This window comes from Aureimonas altamirensis, assembly GCF_023702225.1.
Taxonomy (GTDB): domain Bacteria; phylum Pseudomonadota; class Alphaproteobacteria; order Rhizobiales; family Rhizobiaceae; genus Aureimonas; species Aureimonas altamirensis_B.
In genome coordinates, this window is the sequence record NZ_JAMQCO010000009.1 from 170,837 (window position 1) to 189,662 (window position 18,826).

Below are 18,826 nucleotides of genomic sequence, written 5' to 3' on the forward strand. Positions count from 1 at the left end.
GCGATCATGCTCAGTGCCCTTCGCCCTGGGCCACCATGTCGGCGCCGATCTTCTTCTTCTCTTTGTAGACTGCCGATGGCGACCGTGAGGAAACGAGCCCGCGCGGTTTCCAGACCATGATGGCCACCATGGCGACGCCGAAGATCAGCATGCGGTACTCGGTCGGGTCGAAATTCGCCCCGAATACGGCCTGCAGGACCGTCAGGTTCCGCAGGAGCTCGATGCCACCGATCATGACGATCGAGGCGATCACGACACCGATCTGCGAGCCGAGCCCGCCCAGAACCACGATGGCGAGGATGATCGCCGATTCCAGGAAGGTGAAGCTTTCGGGGGAGATGAAGCCCTGCCGGGTCGCGAAGAACGAGCCGGCGAAGCCGCCGAACATCGCGCCCGTGGCGAAGGCCGTCAGCTTGACGTTGGTGGTGTTGATGCCCAGCGCACGGCAGGCGATCTCATCCTCGCGGAGCGCCTCCCAGGCCCGGCCGATGGGCAGTTTGCGCAGGCGCATCGTGACGAAATTGGTCAGGAGGGCGAGAGCGAGGATGATGTAGTAGAGATAGATGAAGCGATGGAGCGTCGAGGGCTCCAACCCGAAATAGTCTGCGAAGGAGCCTTCGCCCCGCCCGAACTCCAGCCCGAAGAATGTCGGACGCGGAATGCCCAGGAGGCCGTTCGGGCCGCCGGTGAACTCGCCCCAGTTCAACAGGACGACGCGGATGATCTCACCGAAGGCCAGTGTTACGATGGCCAGGTAGTCGCCCCGCAGGCGCAGGACCGGAAAGCCCAGCATCACGCCCCAGAGTGCGGCGAATAGGCCGGCCATCGGCAGGCAGACCCAGAAGCCGAGATCGAAATTGATGGCGAGCAGCGCGAAGGAGTAGGCGCCGACCGCATAGAACGCGACGTAGCCGAGGTCCAGAAGGCCGGCCAGGCCGACCACGATGTTGAGTCCCCAGCCGAGCATCACATAGGTGACGATCAGGATGGCGAGGTCGATCATGTAGCGTTCCCGGCCGGGCAGCACGTATCCGATCACGAAGGGGAAGGTCAGGGCCAGCAGGAACAACGCTGCGGCCAGGACCTTGCGCACGCGGCTTCCGACGCCGGGCAGCGCTTTGCCCCCGAAACGCTCCTTGAGCGGCTTTTCTGCCTGGAAGATCGTCAGGCTGAGGATGAAGCGGACGACGAAGGCAAGGCCGATGGCGGTGAGCCACATGTCCCAGCGATAGGACAGGACCAGCCCACCGGGCGCTATGTCGGTGCGCAGCAGCAGGAAGAACAGGCCGAGGCCCGCGACGACCGCGGCCGTGACGACCGATTCCTTCAGTGCGGTCGCGATCTTGCTTCGTTTGACGGGCGCGTTGGAAAAGGGCGGCTCGCCCCGCATGGCGGCGGCGCGCTGCTCGTCGGTGATCTCGGCAGCCTCGGGGCTGACGTCGACTGGCGTAATATTGGACATGGCGATCAGACCTTCTCGACGGCAGGGCGGCCAAGCAGGCCCGAGGGCAGGAAGATCAGCACGATCGCCAGAATGGAGAAGGCGGCGACATCCTTGTATTCGACGGAGAAATAACCCGACCAGAACGTCTCGATGAGGCCGATCAGCAAGCCGCCCAGCATTGCGCCGGGCAGCGAGCCGATGCCGCCGAGGACCGCCGCCGTGAAGGCCTTAACGCCCGCCAGAAAGCCGATGTAGAAATCGATGACGCCGTAATAGAGAAGGTACATCAGCCCCGCGACGGAGGCGAGCGCGGCGCCCATGATGAAGGTCAGGGAGATCGTCCGGTCGACGTTGACGCCGAGCAGCGAGGCCATCTTGGCGTCCTGCTCGCAGGCGCGCTGCTGGCGGCCCAGCGAGGTGCGCGAGATGATGAGCGAGAAGACCGTCATCAGGACCAGGGTCAGCACGATGATGGTGATCTGCATGTAGGAGATCTGCACGCCCGGTATCACCTGGATGCTGCCCTGGATCTGCGGCGGCAGCGGCTTGACGCGCGCACCCTGCGTCACCTGGACGAAGTTCTGAAGAAATATCGACATGCCGATGGCGGTGATGAGCGGCGCAAGGCGGAACGAGCCGCGCAGCGGCCGATAGGCGATGCGCTCGATCGTCCAGCCCCACAGCGAGGTGAACAACATCGCCACGATGACGATGAGCAGCAGGATGAGCGGCAGGAAAGTCAGTCCGAAGGATATCAGGACGAGAAATGTCGTAAGTGCGATGAATGAGCCGATCATGAACACTTCGCCGTGGGCGAAATTGATCATGCCGATAATACCGTAGACCATCGTGTATCCGATGGCGATCAACCCGTAGATCGACCCGAGGGTGATCCCGTTGATCAATTGTTGCAGGAAATATTCCATATTGTTGTAAGTCCCCCTCGAGCGCATCGCGCGCCCGCTTCCCGATTGGCTGCAGCGTCCCATCCGCCTCAAAAAAAGGCACGATTGAAGTAGCATCATTTTTTATGGCGATGATCAACTGGATTTATGGACTTTGCAATATCATCTAAAGTTTAAAATAGTGCGGTTGAAAAATTGAGTTGAAAACTCAAATTTTATGGTCCGGTATGGTTGAGCGGCCTTTCATTAAGATTGGAATTGTTCTAACGGTATCGGGCAGCCTTTGCGCCGCCCAGCTTTCGGAGGAAACCGATGCGCCTAACGCGTCAGACGAACTATGCGATCCGGATGCTCATGTACTGCGCCGCCAACTCCGGGAAGCTGAGCCGGGTAGGCGAAATTGCCGCGGCCTACTCCGTCTCGGAGCTTTTTCTGTTCAAGATTCTGCAGCCGCTGGTGGAAGCCGGTTTCATCGAGACGATTCGCGGCCGCAATGGCGGCATACGTCTTGCGCGCCCCGCGTCGGAGATTTCGCTGAAGGCGGTCGTCGTGGTGACGGAGGAGAGCTTCTCGCTGGCGGAATGCTTCGAGACCGGCGCGGTGGATTGCCCGCTGGTGGATAGCTGCGCACTCAATTCCGCCCTTCGCGAGGCGTTGAACGCCTTTCTCGGCGCGCTTGAGAGGCACACGATCGAGACGCTGGTGGGGGACAAGGGCGCGATCCGCCATCGTCTCGGTATCACCGACCTGCAGCCTCCCATTCGGCGCGCCGACGCGGCCGCACTGGCCGGCTGAAACCGCTGCCCGAAGGACGGTCGTAAATCTTCCACCAAAGGTGGATGCGGCTCTCAACCCGAAGTCGTTGGGCCCTTCTTGATGCCACCGCGTCGCGGGTGCGAAACTTCGTCCGGTTCCGAGGCCTTCCGGCCCTCGGCCTTTCCGGAGATGTGATCGTGGACCGCTGCCAGATTCTGGGCGTCACCATCGCGAACGAGACGATCGAGGCGGCCTTTCAGCGCTTCGCCTCCCTGATCGGCGGCGAGGGTCCGCGGTCGCTGTTCTTCGTCAACGCGCACACGCTCAACAATGCCTGCGAGGACCCCGCCTACCGGGCGATTCTCAACCGTGCCGATGTGGTGTACGGAGACGGCACCGGCGTTCGCTGGGCCGCACGCGGGCGCGGCGTCGCGCTTCTCGACAACGTCAACGGCACCGATCTCGTCCCGATGCTGCTCAGCCGCGGAAGCGGCATACGTTGCTATCTCGTCGGCAGTGCACCCGAGCGCATAGATACGATCCGCGCCAACGCGCAGGCCATGTTCCCGGGGGTCGACTTCGTCGGCGCGCATCACGGCTATATCGACGCGTCGGCCAGTGAGGCCGTCGTGGCCGACATCCGCCGCTGCCAGGCGAACCTCGTGCTGGTGGGCATGGGCAATCCATTGCAGGAGAAGTGGATCGACAGGCATCGCGCCGGCTTGCCGGATGCCTTGACGGTCGCGGTGGGCGGGCTGTTCGAATATTGGGGCGGCGGCCTGGTCCGCGCGCCGCGCTGGATGCGCGGCTTCGGCATCGAATGGGTGCATCTGATGCTTCGGCAGCCCTGGAAGGCGCGCCGTTACCTGATCGGCAACCCGGTCTTTCTGTATCGCATGTTCCGGACCGCGGCGGCCGACCGGCGCGCGGGAACCGTTTTCGAGAGGGGCGCTTCATGCCAGGCCACAGCATTGCAACCAGCCGATGGATCGCCAAGAAGGGTGCACGAGGCCTCGTCGGCGGACTTGGCCGCGTCATGCCTTCCAGGCGAGTCGCCGGAGTTGAAATCCGCGTCCTGACCTATCATCGCTTCGGCGACGACCATCAGTCCCCCTTTACGGTTTCCGCCGCTCAGTTCGACCGCGAGATGGCCTATCTGGCCAAGACCGGGAAATCGGTTTCGCTGGCCGATGTCGAGGCGTTCGTCACCGGGCGAAAGACCTTGGCCGATGGCTCGGTTCTCGTGACGTTCGATGACGGCGATCCATCGGTGCGCACCGTCGCCATGCCGATCCTGCAGAAACATCGGGTTCCGTCCGTGGCGTATATCCTCGCCGGCCGGCCGGCCGGGTTCGATCTGATGAGCTTAGACGAGGTGCGGCAGATACAGGATGGCGGCATCACCATCGGCTCGCACTCGATCTCGCACCGGTCGCTCGGCAAGCTCCCGCGCCACGAGGCCCTCGCGGAGCTCCAGGATTCGCGCCGCCGCCTGGAAGACGAGACGGGCCGCGAGATCCGTTCCTTCGCCTATCCGTTCGGCACCATGAACGACATGACGCCCGAGGTCATCGCCTGCGCGCAAGAGGCGGGCTACGCCCTGGCTTTCTCGAGCCTCCACGGGCCTGTGGTGGCCGGCGCCACGCGCCGCGAGTTGCTGACATTGCCGCGCGTGAAGGTGGAGTCGGGAGATCCGGCCTGGTTGTTTCCTGCCCTGTGCGCAGGCGCGATGGACCGCTGGCGGATCGTCGACAACCGCCTGTCGGGTATGCAGAAGCCGGCCGAATCGCAGGTCGTCACTTCGGCTGCCGCCTGATCCGCCCGGTCAGGCGAAGACGGCCCGTTCATTGTTGACGAGGTCGCGGATGCCATCGGCCACATGGCGGACGGCAGCCGGGTTGGCCGTGCTCTGGTGCGACACCAGCCAATAGGTTCTGGAGATGGCGATTTCGGGCAGCAGCCGCTGCAGGTCGGGCCTGCCGCGCGCCATGAAATGGTGCAGGATGCCGATCCCGCCGCCCGCTGCGACGGCCTCGACCTGACCGACGGCGGACGAAATCTCGTAATCTGCCTGCCAGCGCAGGCCGGCATCCTCGGCATAGTGCAGCGACCGGCTGTAGACGAGGTCGTCGACATGACCGATCAGCCGATGCCGCGACAGCGCTTCCGTATCCGGGGGGGCTCCATGGGAGGCGAGGTAGCCGCGTGCGGCATAGAGGCCGAGGCCGTAGGTGACGAGCTTGCGGGCCACCAGCCGCCCCTGGTCCGGCTTCTCCACCGTGATCGCCAGATCGGCTTCGCGCCGCGACAGGGAGAAGGCGCGCGCCACCGGCACGAGCTGCAGCGTCAGGCGCGGCTGCCCATCCAGCAGCCGCCAAAGCCGCGGCGCAAGGAAGGCCGTGCCGAATCCGTCTGGCGCGCCGATGCGCACCGTGCCCGTCAATTGGCCTCCCGCGCTGCGCGAACTGGCCTCGGCAGCCAGCAGCTCGGCCTCGACCCGCTCCGCGCGCGGCAGCAGGGCAGAGCCGGCCGCAGTCAATTCGCACCCGCCGGAACGGCGCAGGAACAAGCGCTGGCCGAGCCTGGCCTCCAGACGGTCGAGGCGCCGCGCAACGGTCGCATGGTTCAGCGCCAGCCGGCGCGCCGCGCCGAGGATCTGCCCGTCGCGGGCGATGGCGAGGAATATCTTGAGGTCGTCCCAGTCCATGGGTGCCGACTATAGTTTCCGCACAATGGTTTTGCGAGCGGTGACATTGAAATAAAGTCAGGAGCCGATACCCTGCGCCTCGACAGGAACGGAGGAGTATTCCCGCATGAGCAGCATCGGCCATTTCATCGACGGCGCCCGCGTGGCCGGTACATCCGGCCGCAGCGCCGATGTGTTCAACCCGTCGACCGGGCAGGCGAGCGCGCAGCTTGTGCTGGCCAACGCGGCAGACCTGCAGGCCGCTGTCGACGCGGCGAAGGCCGCTCAGCCGGGGTGGGCCGCCACCAACCCGCAGCGCCGCGCCCGGGTCTTCATGAAGTTCGTGCAACTCCTGAACGACAACATGCAGGAGCTGGCCGAGCTTCTGTCCGCCGAGCACGGCAAGACGGTCGAGGATTCCAAGGGCGACATCCAGCGCGGGCTGGAGGTGTGCGAATTCGTCATCGGCATTCCGCACCTGCAGAAGGGCGAATATACCGAGGGCGCCGGCCCGGGCATCGACATGTTTTCCATGCGCCAGCCGGTCGGCATCGGCGCCGGCATCACGCCGTTCAACTTTCCGGCTATGATCCCCATGTGGATGTTCGCGCCGGCCATCGCCGCCGGCAACGCCTTCATCCTGAAGCCGTCCGAACGCGACCCGTCCGTTCCGATGCGTCTTGCCGAACTGATGATCGAGGCGGGCCTTCCCAAGGGTATCCTCAATGTCGTCAACGGCGACAAGGAAGCGGTGGACCTCATCCTCCAGCATCCCGATATCGGTGCGGTCTCCTTCGTCGGCTCCACGCCCATCGCCGCCTATGTCTATGGCGAGGCCGCACGCTACGGCAAAAGGGCGCAGACCTTCGGCGGCGCCAAGAACCACATGATCGTCATGCCCGACGCGGATCTCGACCAGGCGGCCGATGCGCTGATCGGCGCGGGCTACGGCTCGGCCGGAGAGCGTTGCATGGCCATCTCCGTCGCCGTCCCGGTGGGGCAGGCGACGGCGGACGCACTGATGGAGCGTCTCATTCCGCGCGTCGAGCAGTTGAAGATCGCTCCCTATACCGACCCCACCGCCGATTTCGGTCCGGTCGTGACGAAGGCCTCGCAGGAGAAGATCCTCAAGCTGATCGACAAGGGCGTCGAAGAGGGCGCGAAGCTGCGCGTCGACGGGCGCGGGTTCAAGCTGCAGGGCTACGAGGACGGCTTTTATGTCGGCGCCTGCCTCTTCGACGAGGTGACGCCCGATATGGACATATACAGGCAGGAAATCTTCGGCCCGGTACTGTCGGTCGTCCGCGCGCCGGACTACGAGTCCGCGCTTGCCCTGCCGATGAAGCACGAATACGGCAACGGCGTCGCCATTTTCACGCGGGACGGCGATGCCGCGCGCGATTTCGCGGCGCGCGTCAATGTCGGGATGATCGGCGTCAACGTGCCGATCCCCACGCCGCTCGCCTATCATTCCTTCGGCGGCTGGAAGCGGTCTTCCTTCGGCGACCTGAACCAGCATGGGCCGGATTCCATCAAGTTCTGGACCCGTACCAAGACGGTGACGACGCGCTGGCCGTCGGGCATCAAGTCCGGCGCCGAATTTTCCATGCCCGTCATGCGCTGACGTCGATGTAGAAACAAAAAGGGGCGCCCCGGCATCGGCCGGGGCGCCCCTGTCTTTTCAGGCGGTCTTCGTCAGGCAGCCATGGCCTTGGCGAGGTTCTCGTCGATCTTGTCGAGGAAGCCCGTCGTGGACAGCCAGGGCTGATCCGGACCGATCAGCAACGCCAGGTCCTTCGTCATGTGGCCGGCTTCCACCGTCTGGACGCAGACGCGCTCGAGCGTTTCGGCAAAGGTCTTCAACTCGGCATTGTCATCCAGCTTGGCGCGATGCGCGAGGCCGCGCGTCCAGGCGAAGATCGAGGCGATCGAGTTGGTCGACGTCTCCTGGCCCTTCTGGTGCTGGCGATAGTGGCGCGTGACCGTGCCGTGCGCGGCCTCCGCCTCGACGGTCTTGCCGTCCGGCGTCATCAGCACCGAGGTCATCAGGCCGAGCGAGCCGAAGCCCTGCGCCACGATGTCGGACTGCACGTCGCCATCGTAGTTCTTGCAGGCCCAGACGTAGCCGCCCGACCATTTGAGCGCCGAGGCGACCATGTCGTCGATCAGGCGATGCTCGTACCAGATCTTCCGCTTCTCGAATTCGGCCTTGAACTCGGCTTCGTAGACTTCCTGGAAGATGTCCTTGAAGCGCCCGTCATAGGCCTTGAGGATGGTGTTCTTGGTGGACAGGTAGACCGGATAATTGCGCATCAGGCCGTAGTTCAGCGAGGCGCGCGCAAAATCGCGGATCGAATCGTCCAGGTTGTACATTCCGAGCGCGACGCCGGAGGAAGGCGCCTTGAACACTTCGTGCTCGATCGTCTCGCCGTCGTCGCCGACGAACTTGATGGAGAGCGTGCCCGAGCCGGGGAACTTGAAGTCGGTTGCGCGGTACTGGTCGCCATAGGCATGGCGGCCGACGACGATGGGCTGCGTCCAGCCCGGCACCAGGCGAGGCACGTTTTTCATGATGATCGGTTCGCGGAAGATCACGCCGCCCAGGATGTTGCGGATCGTGCCGTTGGGCGAACGCCACATCTTCTTCAGGCCGAATTCTTCCACACGGGCTTCGTCCGGCGTGATCGTGGCGCATTTCACGCCGACGCCATGCCTGTTGATGGCGTTGGCCGCGTCCACGGTGACCTGATCGTTGGTAGCGTCGCGGTTCTCGACCGAGAGATCGTAATACTCCAGGTCGATATCGAGATAGGGGTGGATCAACTTGTCCTTGATGAAGTGCCAGATGATCCGCGTCATCTCGTCGCCGTCGAGTTCGACGACCGGGTTCGCAACCTTGATTTTCGCCATCGATGCCATTCCTCCGGTTGGATGCGGCCGTGCCCGATGCGGCAGGCGGCCGGGAAGCGTCGGGGCGGCTATAGCAAGAAGCTTCGCATGTGCAAAGCAAGGCGGCGCTTTTCCGTCGCGCCGCGACAGGCTATCAGGCGGCGTGATGGATGGATGAAGAGGTCGACGTGGCTGGAACCGACAGGACGGTCGAAACGATGAGCGGCGGGCCGGCGATCGTGCTGGTGGAGCCGCAGCTTGGAGAGAATATCGGCATGGTCGCGCGGGCCATGGCCAATTTCGGGCTGTCGGACCTTCGGATCGTCAACCCGCGGGACGGGTGGCCCAACGAAAAGGCGGTCGCCGCCGCCTCCAGGGCAGACCACGTCATCGAGGCGGCGCGCGTGTTCCCCACGGTGGAGGAGGCGGTCGCCGACCTGACCTATGTCGCCGCGACGACTGCGCGGCCCCGCTATTCCACCAAGCCCGTCCGGGGCCCGGACGAGGCCTCCGCGGGCATGCGCGTCCGCGTCGAGGCAGGGCACGCATGCGGCATCCTTTTCGGACGGGAACGGTTCGGCCTTTCGAACGAGGAGGTCGACCTTGCCGACGAAATCGTGACCTTTCCCGTCAACCCGGCCTTCGCGTCGCTCAACATCGCCCAGGCCGTTCTGCTGATGAGCTACGAATGGATGCGTTCGGGCGATCCGTTCGAGGGGCGGCCGCGATTCTTCGTGCCCGACCTGACGCCGGCCTCGAAGGACGATCTCTATCGGCTGTTCGACCATCTGGAAGATGCGCTGGATACGGCGGGCTACTTCTTTCCGCCGGAAAAACGCGACGTGATGGTGCACAATCTGCGCAACATGCTGACCAGGGCGGCCTTTTCCGAACCGGAGATCCGGGCGTTGCGCGGCGTCATCCGCGCCCTGGAGAAGAGGCCCGCGGACAGATGAGCGAGAAGCCGGTCCTCGTCTTCGACAGCGGCATAGGCGGCCTTTCGGTGCTGCGCGAGTTGCGCGCCCGCATGCCCGACCGGCGCTACGTCTATGTCGTGGACGACGCCGCCTTCCCGTATGGCGACTGGGAGGAGGCGGCCCTTCTGGCGCGCATCGTGGACATGTTCTCCGGGCTTGTCCGCGATCACGATCCCGCTCTTGCCGTGATCGCCTGCAACACCGCCTCCACGCTCGTCCTGCCTGCGCTGCGTGCGCGCTTCGACCTGCCCTTCGTCGGTACCGTGCCGGCCATCAAACCCGCTGCCGAACAGACGCGCTCCGGCCTCATCAGCGTTCTGGCGACGCCGGGCACCGTGCGGCGAGACTACACGCGCGGCCTCGTCGAGAGCTTCGCGCGCGACTGCGAGGTGCAACTGGTCGGATCGCCCCGGCTGGCCGCCATGGCCGAAGCGCACATGCGCGGCGATCGGGCCAGGCCGGAAACGTTGCTGTCCGAGATATCGCCATGCTTCGTCGAAAGCGGCACCCGGAAGACCGACATCGTCGTCCTGGCCTGCACGCACTATCCCTTCCTGGTAGGAGCCTTCCGCAAGGTGGCACCATGGCCGGTGGACTGGCTCGATCCGGCCGAGGCGATCGCGCGGCAGGCCGAGCGGCTGATGGCCGATACGCCGTCCAGCCTGCCCGAGGGGTTCGACCGGGCCATCTTCACGGCGGGGCATCCCGACTACCCCGCGCGACGGCTCGTCCACGGCTTCGGCCTTACCGCCGAAGGCTGATCGCCGAGGTTTGCGCGGCCCGGCCGTCGATCCGGTCCGTCACCACCATGGAGAGAGAGCCGTCACCGGCGTTGCTGATCGTCATCGTCGCATTGCGGTCACCGTAGATCGGCTTGGCATAGGTGACGGCCAGGGTCAGACGGTCCCCGTCCAGCCGCCCGTTGGACAATCGCGCGGGGCCGGTGGCCGACGCGTCGTAGGTGCCTGAAAAGCCGCCGCTGCCCGGGTCGTAGCGGATCGTTGCCGCAACCGGCCTCGAGAAGATGACCGCCGCGCGGCAACGCCCCTGGATCGTCAGCGTGTTCGCTCCGGTCATGGCGCCCGTCAGATTGCATGTCACCTTGCGCGGGGACGGGTCCACGTCTCGCTGGATCGTGCCGCCGCCGCTGAAACGCCCCTCGAAACGCTGAAGGAAACTCGTATCGGCCAGAGCCGGACCACCGGCGATGCACCAGACGGCGAGTGTCACGAGGGTTCGATGCATGGCGGCTCCCCTTGGCGGCGGGTGTCCCTTTGGGAACGGAAGGGAAGCCCCGGCGTTTCGGTTGCATCAATGAACGCATTAATGTGGAAAGCGGTCCATGGATCTCCTGCGCATCATCATCGCAATCTTCATTCCCCCTCTCGCCGTCTTCCTCACCACCGGTCTTGGAAAGCATTTCTGGGTGAATCTCATCCTGACCCTGCTCGGCTACATTCCGGGCGTCGTCCATGCGGTCTGGTTCATCTCGCGCCGTTCCGGGCAGCGTCAGCCCTTCGCTTGACGCGCGCGCCGCGCTCGTTTAAGGAAGCCTTCATCGGCGGGCCGCAAGGTCCGCCGGTTTTTTTACGTGTCCCGTGAACGGCCCCTGGCCGCTCTGTCGGCCCGCTCGCGGGCAAAGGAGGGCGCGTTTTCCTGGGCTCGGCGAATGGTTCGACCGGGCGAACGCTCAAGGGAAATGCGATGAGCAAGCGCGAATCCGCGAAATACAAGATCGACCGACGCCTTGGTGAAAACATCTGGGGTCGTCCGAAATCTCCGGTCAATCGCCGCCAGTACGGCCCGGGCCAGCATGGCCAGCGCCGCAAGTCCAAGCTTTCCGACTTCGGCACGCAGCTGCGCGCCAAGCAGAAGCTCAAGGGCTATTACGGCGACGTCTCCGAGAAGCAGTTCCGCCGGATCTATGAAGAGGCTGCCCGTCGCCGTGGCGACACCTCCGAAAACCTGATCGGCCTGCTGGAGTCCCGCCTGGACGCCATCATCTATCGCTCGAAGTTCGTGCCGACGATCTTTGCCGCACGGCAATTCGTCAACCACGGCCATGTCAGCGTGAATGGCGTGCGCACCAATATCGGCTCGTACCGCTGCAAGCCGGGCGATGTCATCGAAGTGCGCCAGAAGTCCAAGCAGCTCGTCGTCGTCCTCGAATCGGTGCAGCTCGCAGAGCGTGACGTGCCGGACTACATCGAGGTCGATCACAACAAGATGGTCGCGACCTTTGCCAGAGTTCCGGGCCTCGGCGACGTGCCGTACCCGGTTCAGATGGAGCCGAACCTGGTGGTCGAGTTCTACTCGCGCTAAGCGATCGGCGACTGCCAAACGGAAAAGGCCGTCCTTCGGGGCGGCCTTTTTGTTTGGACCTCTTCCAGACATAGATCGTCGGTTGCGGTATCAATCGCACAACTTTGGATATAGGCTGGCATCCACAGTCACCGCGACCGAAGCCCCCTTTTCCTGTGTCCAGTCTCTCCGGCCGTACCTCATCCCTGCACGACATGATCCAGGCCGATCGCCTCACGGCGGTCCGACGCAGCCTGCGGCGCGCCATTCCGGTCAACGGGATGCTCGGCCTCGCGGTTCTGGCCGTGGCCGTCAAGGCCGACCTGTCGGCGTTGGGCCTTGCGTGGTTCGCCGCGTCGCTGACCGTCAATGTCGCGCGTTACACCCTCTGCAGGTTGCCGGTCAGGCCACTTGCCGCCAACATGCCTGGGTCCGTCGCCTGGCATTTGATGATGCACCGATTCGCTGCATTCTCGTCCGGGATCGTATGGGCGACGGTTGCGATCCTGTCCTCCGGCTTCACTACGCCGGACTCGATTTTCTACCTGACCGTCCTCTGCGGCATCACCGCCGGTGCGGTAACGCATGGTGTATCCTATTCCCCGGTGCCGAGCCTCTTCGTTACGCCGTCGCTGGCGGTGGTGGTGGGCTGTCTTCTGTGGCACGCGGATTTCAATTCCGTCCTGCTCGGCATCACCGTGACGATCTACATGCTGGCGCTGCTGCTGGCCGCCCGTGAGGGCGATCTCGCCTTTCGCGACTTCTCCAGGCTGACGCATGAGGCGCGCGAGATGGCTCAGTCGCTCGAGATCGCAAATGCCAGTTCCGACGCCACTGCCCGGGAAATGCTGCATCGGGCGACCCATGATGCGCTGACCGGGTTGCTGAACCGCAGCGGCATACTGCGCAGCCTCGAGGCGTCGCTGCAGACGTCGAGCAGGCCGGTGTGCCTGATGTTGCTGGACCTGGACGACTTCAAGGCGGTCAACGACGTCTTCGGTCACGCGACGGGAGACCGCGTGCTGCAGAAAGTGGCGCGGCGGTTGCACGAGGCCACGCCGGCCGGGACATCCATCGCACGGCTGGGCGGCGATGAATTCGCCTTGCTGCTGGAAGTCGATGACGAAAGGCCGGAGCCGGTCGAGGCGCTCGCCTCCCGTATTCTAGCCACCGTATCCGCACCGTTCGAGACCTTCGAGTCCAGCCCGGTCAGTGGCAGCGTCGGCATCTGCATCGCCGCGGAGGGCAGTGTCGGGGAGTTGCTCGCACGGGCCGACGCGGCGCTCTACGCCGCCAAGTCCGCCGGAAGAAACCGCCATGCCGTGTTCGACGGCGCCCTGCAGGAGCGCATCGAGCTGGAGCGCGATCTGGAGCGGGACCTCAGCGAGGCGTTGGACAAGTCGACCGTCGAGGTCTGGTTCCAGCCGATCTACCATCGCTCGGGCCGCCTCGACACTCTCGAAGCTCTCCTGCGCTGGACGCATCCGGTTCATGGCCCGGTCAACCCCGCGCTGATCGTCCGAACGGCGGGCCGGATCGGGCAGGCGGAGAACCTGTTCCGCCGGGTGGTCGAAAATGCGTTGTCGATGCTGCTCCTTCTGGAGGAGGTAGGGGCGGACACGATCCGGGTCGCCGTCAATCTTTCCCCGCGCGAGGCGGCGAAGATTCCGGCCGACCGGATCCTGCTGCAGCGATGTGCGGACAGGGGGGTGGCGCCCGACCGGATCGAGGTCGAGATCACCGAGGAAACCGCGCTCGACCTGAATGTGATCCAGAGCCGGCTGATGCCCTTGTCCAAGGCCGGGGTACGGATCGTCATCGACGATTTCGGCGAAGGCTATTCGTCGCTCCAATCGATCCGCCACGTGCGCGTCAACCGCCTCAAGATCGACCGCAGCTTTGCTGCCGACCTGGCGAAGGGCGAGAGCGTGGTCCGGTTGCTGCGCGCGCTCGTGGGTCTCGGCCATGCGCTGGACATGGAAGTCGTGGCCGAAGGGGTGGAAAGCGCGGAGGCCGCCCGAACGCTGGCCGATATCGGCTGCGATTACCTGCAGGGCTACTACTTGTCGCGTCCGATGACGGCCAGTGCCGTCATGAAACTGCCCTTCGATACAGGGTCGGGGTTCCGTTCCGACACAGCCTGACGTATTGCCTTGGCATGATCCCGGACGAGGGCCGAACATGCTGGACGAGGCTGGCGAACCGCAGAACCTGACAGAGGAAGGCGAGGGCGCGCACAAGCTGTTCGACGATGCGCCCGACAGCGTTTCCTTCCGCAAGCTTCGCAAGCGCCTGCTGCGCGAGGTTCGGGAAACGATGAGCGCGCACGCCATGGTGCGTCCGGGCGCGCGGTGGCTCGTGGGCGTTTCCGGCGGCAAGGATTCCTACACCTTGCTGTCGCTCCTGGTCGACCTGCAATGGCGCGGGCTCCTGCCCGTCGACATCCTGGCCTGCAATCTCGACCAGGGGCAGCCCGGCTTTCCCAAGCATGTCCTGCCGGATTTCCTGAAGGCCCACGGCATCGCCCATCGGATCGAGTATCGCGATACCTATTCGGTCGTGAAGGAGAAGGTACCCGCCGGCGGAACCTATTGTGCCCTCTGCTCGCGGCTGCGTCGCGGCAACCTCTACCGGATCGCCCGTGAGGAGGGGTGCGAGGCCCTGGTCCTCGGTCATCACCGGGACGACAGCCTGGAAACCTTCTTCCTCAACATGTTCCATGGCGGCAAACTGGCGGCGATGCCGGCAAAGCTGCTCAACGATGGCGGGGACCTGCTCGTGTTGCGGCCGCTGATCGCCTCGTCCGAAGCCGATATCGCGCGCTTCGCCGCGGCAATGCGCTTCCCGATCATTCCCTGCGATCTCTGCGGCAGTCAGGATGGGCTGCAACGCAACGCCATGAAGGCGTTCCTGGCCGACATGGAACGCGACAATCCCGGACGAAAGGATGTGATCGCCAGGGCCCTCGGCAACATCAACCCGAGCCACCTGCACGACGCGCGCCTGTTCGACTTCGCCGCCCTCATGCCGAAAGACTCGTGAAAGGAACGCTCGTGACGCAATTCGATACGGACAGGCTTGCAGACATTCTTCGCCAGGCCGCCCGGTCCGAGATCATGCCACGGTTTCGCCGCCTGTCCGCAGGCGACATCCGTGAGAAGACATCCGCGGTCGATCTCGTCACCGAGGCCGACGAGGCTGCGGAGCGTGCCATCGAGGCGGCGTGCCGGCAGGCGTTTCCGGATGCGGCCTTCGTCGGGGAAGAGGGCGTGGCTGCCGACGCCGCCCTCATCGACAAGGTAGCCGGCGCCGACCTTGCCATCGTCGTCGATCCGATCGACGGAACGGCCAATTTCGCCAGCGGCGCGCCGATGTTCGGCGTCATGGCCGCGGTGGTGCGCAAGGGCGAGACGATTGCCGGCGTGATCTACGATCCGCTCGGCGACGATGCGATGATGGGCGAGAAGGGCGGCGGCGTCTTCTTCAAGAGCGGCTCCGATGAGGCCAAGCGCCTGCGTTATGCACAACCCGTGCCGCTGGCGGAGATGGTCGGTGCTGCGGCGACGAGCCAGTTGCCGCTGGAGCAACGTAGGCGCACGCTGGCCGGATTCGGCGAAACGCGGATCCTGTCCAGCTTCCGCAGCGCCGCGCAGGAGTATCGCCTCGCGCTGTCCGGCGCGCTGCACTACCTCTATTACGTCAAGCTGATGCCGTGGGATCATCTGGCCGGGGCCATGATGTGCGAGGAGGCGGGCGCCTATGTGCGCCGCCTCGACGGGTCGGTCTATCGGCCCGGCCATGTCGCCGGAGGGCTCATGGTAGCGCCGGACGAAGCGGGCTGGCACGATCTGCGAGCCGTGATCGGCTGACGACGAAAAAGGCGGGGCGCCGGCGCCCCGCCTTTTCAGATCCCGTTCGCCGGTCGGCGTGTCAGGCGGTTGCCGCGCTGCGGTCCGCCGTGGCGATGCCCTTGTCGGCAAAGAACTGCTGCAGCTCGCCGGCCTGGAACATCTCGCGCAGGATGTCGCAGCCGCCCACGAATTCGCCCTTCACGTACACCTGCGGAATCGTCGGCCAGGAGCCGTATTCCTTGATGCCGTTGCGCAGATCGTCGGACGAGAGGACGTTGACGCCTTTGTACTCCACGCCGAGATAATCGAGAATCTGCACGACCTGGCCGGAAAAGCCGCATTGCGGAAAGGCCGGCGTGCCTTTCATGAAGACGATCACGTCGTTCGTCTTCACCTCGTTGTCGATCCAGTCCTGAATTCCGCTCATGTCAAACTCCGCTGTTCCTGGTCGTGGGCCGGCGCGCTCGTCTGCAGTGCGAGCGCATGGAGGATGCCGCCCATATTTCCCTGAAGGGCCTGGTACACCATCTGGTGCTGCTGCACCCGTGTCTTGCCCCTGAAACTCTCCGCCACCACTTCGGCGGCATAGTGGTCGCCGTCGCCGGCCAGATCGCGGATCGTCACGACCGCGTCGGGAATGCCGTCCTTGATCATCCGTTCGATGTCTTGGGCGTTCATCGGCATGAAGTTCAACTCCTTGTCACGGCACCGTCGGACGAAAGGATAGGGTCTCGGCGGCGCAACCGCAATGAGGCCGTGTCTATTCTGCCGCCTGCAGGGACGGCAATTCGCCGGCCATATAGGCCGGGAACCAGCCTTCGTGCCGGTCCTTCAGCGCCGCAAGGGAAACCTGCAGGATGCCCGAAACTTCCAGCATGGCGCCCCCGGCTTCGCCGATCAGGCGCGCCGGCACGCCGGCGGCGGGCGCCGCGGTCAGGATGGCCGCCGCGGCATCGCGTGGAACGGCGACCAGATATCGGGCCTGGTCCTCGCCGAACAGCTCGGCATGGGCCGGGCCGCCCGCGGTATCCATGCGCGCTCCGACGCCGGAGGCCATGCACAATTCCGCGAGCGCAACGACGAGCCCGCCATCCGAAAGGTCATGACAGGTCTTGACCGTGCCCTCCGCGATCAGGCCGCGGACGAAGTCGCCATGGCGCTTCTCGGCGGCCAGATCGACCGGCGGCGGCGCGCCGGCCTCGCTGCCTGTGATTTCACGCAGATAGATGGAGGCTCCCAGATGGGTGCCGTCGCCCCCGATCAGAAGGATGACGTCGCCGTCGGCCAGCGTATCGGCGCGGGCGCACCGCGCCCTGTCGGCGATCAGGCCGACGCCCCCGATGGTGGGCGTGGGCAGGATGCCTTGCCCCTGCGTCTCGTTGTAGAGCGAGACGTTGCCGGACACGATCGGAAAGCCGAGCGCCTCGCAGGCGGCGCCCACGCCCTGTACGGCCATGACGAACTGGCCCATGGCCTCAGGCTTTTCCGGATTGCCGAAATTGAGGTTGTCCGTCGCCGCGAGCGGCAGCGCACCGACGGCGGTCAGGTTGCGCCAGCATTCGGCCACGGCCTGAGCGCCGCCCTGATACGGGTCGGCCTCGCAGTAGCGGGGCGTCACATCGGAAGAAAAGGCAAGCGCCTTGGTCGCATGCCCGTCCACGCGGACGACGCCGGCATCGCCGCCTGGGCGTTGCAGGGAATTTCCCTGGATCAGCGTGTCGTATTGCTCGAAGACCCAGCGGCGCGAGGCGATGTCGGGAGAGCCGATCACCCGCAGCAAGGCATCGGAATAGTCTGCCGGTTCCGGCACGTCCGCCGCAGGCAGCGTCTCGGCCGGGCGCGGCTCCAGCCACGGACGGTCGTATTCGGGCGCTTCGTCGCCGAGCTCCTTGATGGGCAGGTTCGCCACTTCCCTGCCGTCGAACAGGATGCGGAAGCGCAGATCGTCCGTCGTGCGGCCGACCACGGCGAAATCCAGCCCCCATTTGCGGAAGATGCCTTCCGCCACTTCGCGCTTGGATGGCTCCAGAACCATGAGCATGCGCTCCTGGCTTTCCGACAGCATCATCTCGTACGGCGTCATCGCGTCTTCGCGCACCGGCACGGCGTTCAGGTCCAGTTCGATGCCGAGGTCGCCCTTGGCGCCCATCTCCACCGCCGAGCAGGTCAGGCCCGCTGCCCCCATGTCCTGGATGGCGATGACGGCGCCCGTCTTCATCAGTTCGAGGCACGCTTCCAGCAGGCATTTTTCAGTGAAGGGATCGCCCACCTGAACGGTCGGACGCTTCTCCTCGATCTTCTCGTCGAATTCGGCCGAGGCCATGGTGGCGCCGCCGACCCCGTCGCGTCCCGTCTTGGCGCCCAGATAGACGACGGGCAGGCCGACGCCCTCCGCCTTTGAATAGAAGATCGCGTCGGTCTTCGCCAGACCGGCGGCGAAGGCGTTGACGAGGCAGTTGCCGTTGTAGCGCGGATGGAAGTTCACTTCGCCGCCCACGGTGGGCACGCCGAACGAGTTGCCGTAGCCGCCGACGCCGGCGACGACGCCGGCCACCAGATGCCGGGTCTTCTCATGGTCCGGGGCGCCGAAGCGCAAGGCGTTCATGGCCGCGATGGGCCGCGCGCCCATGGTGAAGACGTCGCGCAGGATGCCGCCGACGCCGGTGGCCGCGCCCTGATAGGGCTCGATATAGGATGGGTGGTTGTGGCTCTCCATCTTGAAGACCACGCAGTCCCCGTCGCCGATATCCACCACGCCGGCATTCTCGCCCGGCCCCTGGATCACCCGCGGTCCCTTGGTGGGCAGGGTCCGCAGCCAGCGCTTGGAGGATTTATAAGAGCAATGCTCGTTCCACATGGCCGAGAAGATGCCAAGCTCGGTAATGCTGGGCTCGCGGCCGATCAGATCGAGAATGCGCTGGTATTCGTCGGGCTTCAGCCCATGCGCGGCGATCAGGTCGGGGGTGATGGCGATCTCGTTCATCGTCGGCGGTCCTGAGGCGGTGTCCGGCATGATG

The 18,826-nt window shown here is 64.9% G+C and carries 19 protein-coding genes; 11 read left to right on the forward strand and 8 right to left on the reverse strand.

Translation table 11 applies throughout. The features are described 5' to 3' along the window. Positions 1-10 precede the first annotated feature (10 nt). The gene (livM, locus tag NDN16_RS16015) at positions 11-1,462 is read right to left on the reverse strand and encodes a high-affinity branched-chain amino acid ABC transporter permease LivM (RefSeq protein ID WP_251114470.1); all 1,452 of its coding nucleotides are present in this window, start codon (positions 1,460-1,462) and stop codon (positions 11-13) included. A 5-nt stretch (positions 1,463-1,467) separates the two neighbouring features. Beyond that, entirely contained in the window at positions 1,468-2,370 is a 903-nt protein-coding gene (locus tag NDN16_RS16020) for an ABC transporter permease subunit (protein ID WP_251114546.1), read from the reverse strand. Between the two features lie 291 nt (positions 2,371-2,661). Here NDN16_RS16020 and rirA point away from each other — a divergent pair, with 291 nt between their 5' ends. The 3 genes from rirA to NDN16_RS16035 all read left to right on the forward strand — a co-directional run bounded on the left by rirA (position 2,662) and on the right by NDN16_RS16035 (position 4,921). Continuing rightward, on the forward strand, positions 2,662-3,144 hold the full coding sequence (rirA, locus tag NDN16_RS16025) for an iron-responsive transcriptional regulator RirA (protein WP_251114471.1): 483 nt from the start codon (positions 2,662-2,664) through the stop codon (positions 3,142-3,144). Between the two features lie 158 nt (positions 3,145-3,302). Further along, on the forward strand, positions 3,303-4,184 hold the full coding sequence (locus NDN16_RS16030) for a WecB/TagA/CpsF family glycosyltransferase (protein ID WP_251114472.1): 882 nt from the start codon (positions 3,303-3,305) through the stop codon (positions 4,182-4,184). Next, the gene (locus NDN16_RS16035) at positions 4,142-4,921 is read left to right on the forward strand and encodes a polysaccharide deacetylase family protein (protein ID WP_251114473.1); all 780 of its coding nucleotides are present in this window, start codon (positions 4,142-4,144) and stop codon (positions 4,919-4,921) included. The genes NDN16_RS16030 and NDN16_RS16035 overlap by 43 nt, the downstream gene beginning before the upstream one ends. Before the next feature lie 9 nt (positions 4,922-4,930). Here the strand turns inward: NDN16_RS16035 and NDN16_RS16040 are convergent, their stop codons facing one another. After that, the gene (locus NDN16_RS16040) at positions 4,931-5,812 is read right to left on the reverse strand and encodes a LysR family transcriptional regulator (RefSeq protein ID WP_251114474.1); all 882 of its coding nucleotides are present in this window, start codon (positions 5,810-5,812) and stop codon (positions 4,931-4,933) included. Between the two features lie 106 nt (positions 5,813-5,918). On the opposite strand from NDN16_RS16040, the gene NDN16_RS16045 reads away from it, so the two are divergent. Continuing rightward, on the forward strand, positions 5,919-7,415 hold the full coding sequence (locus NDN16_RS16045) for a CoA-acylating methylmalonate-semialdehyde dehydrogenase (RefSeq protein ID WP_251114475.1): 1,497 nt from the start codon (positions 5,919-5,921) through the stop codon (positions 7,413-7,415). Between the two features lie 71 nt (positions 7,416-7,486). On the opposite strand, the gene NDN16_RS16050 is transcribed toward NDN16_RS16045, so the two are convergent. Then, positions 7,487-8,701, reverse strand: coding sequence for an NADP-dependent isocitrate dehydrogenase (locus tag NDN16_RS16050; protein ID WP_251114476.1), 1,215 nt, complete (start codon positions 8,699-8,701; stop codon positions 7,487-7,489). A 167-nt stretch (positions 8,702-8,868) separates the two neighbouring features. Between NDN16_RS16050 and NDN16_RS16055 the strand changes: the two genes are divergently transcribed. Further along, the gene (locus NDN16_RS16055) at positions 8,869-9,636 is read left to right on the forward strand and encodes an RNA methyltransferase (RefSeq protein ID WP_251114547.1); all 768 of its coding nucleotides are present in this window, start codon (positions 8,869-8,871) and stop codon (positions 9,634-9,636) included. After that, on the forward strand, positions 9,633-10,418 hold the full coding sequence (gene murI, locus NDN16_RS16060; RefSeq protein ID WP_251114477.1) for a glutamate racemase: 786 nt from the start codon (positions 9,633-9,635) through the stop codon (positions 10,416-10,418). Before NDN16_RS16055 ends, murI begins: the two co-directional genes overlap by 4 nt. Here murI and NDN16_RS16065 read toward each other — a convergent pair. Then, entirely contained in the window at positions 10,402-10,902 is a 501-nt protein-coding gene (locus NDN16_RS16065; RefSeq protein ID WP_251114478.1) for a hypothetical protein, read from the reverse strand. The two genes, murI and NDN16_RS16065, sit on opposite strands and share 17 nt — an antisense overlap. 97 nt (positions 10,903-10,999) lie before the next feature. On the opposite strand from NDN16_RS16065, the gene NDN16_RS16070 reads away from it, so the two are divergent. The 5 genes from NDN16_RS16070 to NDN16_RS16090 all read left to right on the forward strand — a co-directional run bounded on the left by NDN16_RS16070 (position 11,000) and on the right by NDN16_RS16090 (position 15,827). Beyond that, positions 11,000-11,182 (forward strand): YqaE/Pmp3 family membrane protein, encoded by a 183-nt coding sequence (locus NDN16_RS16070; RefSeq protein WP_251114479.1) that lies wholly within the window; start codon positions 11,000-11,002, stop codon positions 11,180-11,182. 179 nt (positions 11,183-11,361) lie between these two features. Beyond that, positions 11,362-11,979, forward strand: coding sequence for a 30S ribosomal protein S4 (gene rpsD, locus NDN16_RS16075; protein WP_251114480.1), 618 nt, complete (start codon positions 11,362-11,364; stop codon positions 11,977-11,979). A 155-nt stretch (positions 11,980-12,134) separates the two neighbouring features. Beyond that, positions 12,135-14,102, forward strand: a complete 1,968-nt coding sequence (locus NDN16_RS16080) for a putative bifunctional diguanylate cyclase/phosphodiesterase (protein WP_251114481.1) — start codon at positions 12,135-12,137, stop codon at positions 14,100-14,102. 37 nt (positions 14,103-14,139) lie between these two features. Further along, on the forward strand, positions 14,140-15,000 hold the full coding sequence (ttcA, locus tag NDN16_RS16085; protein WP_251114482.1) for a tRNA 2-thiocytidine(32) synthetase TtcA: 861 nt from the start codon (positions 14,140-14,142) through the stop codon (positions 14,998-15,000). Beyond that, positions 14,997-15,827 (forward strand): inositol monophosphatase family protein, encoded by an 831-nt coding sequence (locus NDN16_RS16090; protein ID WP_353050222.1) that lies wholly within the window; start codon positions 14,997-14,999, stop codon positions 15,825-15,827. Before ttcA ends, NDN16_RS16090 begins: the two co-directional genes overlap by 4 nt. A 61-nt stretch (positions 15,828-15,888) precedes the next feature. Here the strand turns inward: NDN16_RS16090 and grxD are convergent, their stop codons facing one another. The 3 genes from grxD to purL form a co-directional block, all read right to left on the reverse strand. Next, the gene (grxD, locus tag NDN16_RS16095) at positions 15,889-16,236 is read right to left on the reverse strand and encodes a Grx4 family monothiol glutaredoxin (RefSeq protein ID WP_251114483.1); all 348 of its coding nucleotides are present in this window, start codon (positions 16,234-16,236) and stop codon (positions 15,889-15,891) included. Then, positions 16,233-16,493, reverse strand: coding sequence for a BolA/IbaG family iron-sulfur metabolism protein (locus NDN16_RS16100; RefSeq protein WP_039192366.1), 261 nt, complete (start codon positions 16,491-16,493; stop codon positions 16,233-16,235). The genes grxD and NDN16_RS16100 overlap by 4 nt, the downstream gene beginning before the upstream one ends. Before the next feature lie 76 nt (positions 16,494-16,569). Further along, positions 16,570-18,822, reverse strand: a complete 2,253-nt coding sequence (purL, locus tag NDN16_RS16105; RefSeq protein WP_435301115.1) for a phosphoribosylformylglycinamidine synthase subunit PurL — start codon at positions 18,820-18,822, stop codon at positions 16,570-16,572. Positions 18,823-18,826: the final 4 nt, after the last annotated feature.

Coding starts and splice junctions, on each gene's coding strand:
- murI (WP_251114477.1), top strand. CDS start 9,633: ATGAGCGAGAAGCCGGTCCTCGTCTTCGACAGCGGCATAGGCGGCCTT.
- NDN16_RS16035 (WP_251114473.1), top strand. CDS start 4,142: ATGCCTTCCAGGCGAGTCGCCGGAGTTGAAATCCGCGTCCTGACCTAT.
- ttcA (WP_251114482.1), top strand. CDS start 14,140: ATGCTGGACGAGGCTGGCGAACCGCAGAACCTGACAGAGGAAGGCGAG.
- rirA (WP_251114471.1), top strand. CDS start 2,662: ATGCGCCTAACGCGTCAGACGAACTATGCGATCCGGATGCTCATGTAC.
- rpsD (WP_251114480.1), top strand. CDS start 11,362: ATGAGCAAGCGCGAATCCGCGAAATACAAGATCGACCGACGCCTTGGT.
- purL (WP_435301115.1), bottom strand. CDS start 18,822: ATGCCGGACACCGCCTCAGGACCGCCGACGATGAACGAGATCGCCATC.
- NDN16_RS16050 (WP_251114476.1), bottom strand. CDS start 8,701: ATGGCGAAAATCAAGGTTGCGAACCCGGTCGTCGAACTCGACGGCGAC.
- NDN16_RS16045 (WP_251114475.1), top strand. CDS start 5,919: ATGAGCAGCATCGGCCATTTCATCGACGGCGCCCGCGTGGCCGGTACA.
- NDN16_RS16020 (WP_251114546.1), bottom strand. CDS start 2,370: ATGGAATATTTCCTGCAACAATTGATCAACGGGATCACCCTCGGGTCG.
- NDN16_RS16070 (WP_251114479.1), top strand. CDS start 11,000: ATGGATCTCCTGCGCATCATCATCGCAATCTTCATTCCCCCTCTCGCC.
- grxD (WP_251114483.1), bottom strand. CDS start 16,236: ATGAGCGGAATTCAGGACTGGATCGACAACGAGGTGAAGACGAACGAC.
- NDN16_RS16065 (WP_251114478.1), bottom strand. CDS start 10,902: ATGCATCGAACCCTCGTGACACTCGCCGTCTGGTGCATCGCCGGTGGT.
- NDN16_RS16040 (WP_251114474.1), bottom strand. CDS start 5,812: ATGGACTGGGACGACCTCAAGATATTCCTCGCCATCGCCCGCGACGGG.
- NDN16_RS16100 (WP_039192366.1), bottom strand. CDS start 16,493: ATGCCGATGAACGCCCAAGACATCGAACGGATGATCAAGGACGGCATT.
- livM (WP_251114470.1), bottom strand. CDS start 1,462: ATGTCCAATATTACGCCAGTCGACGTCAGCCCCGAGGCTGCCGAGATC.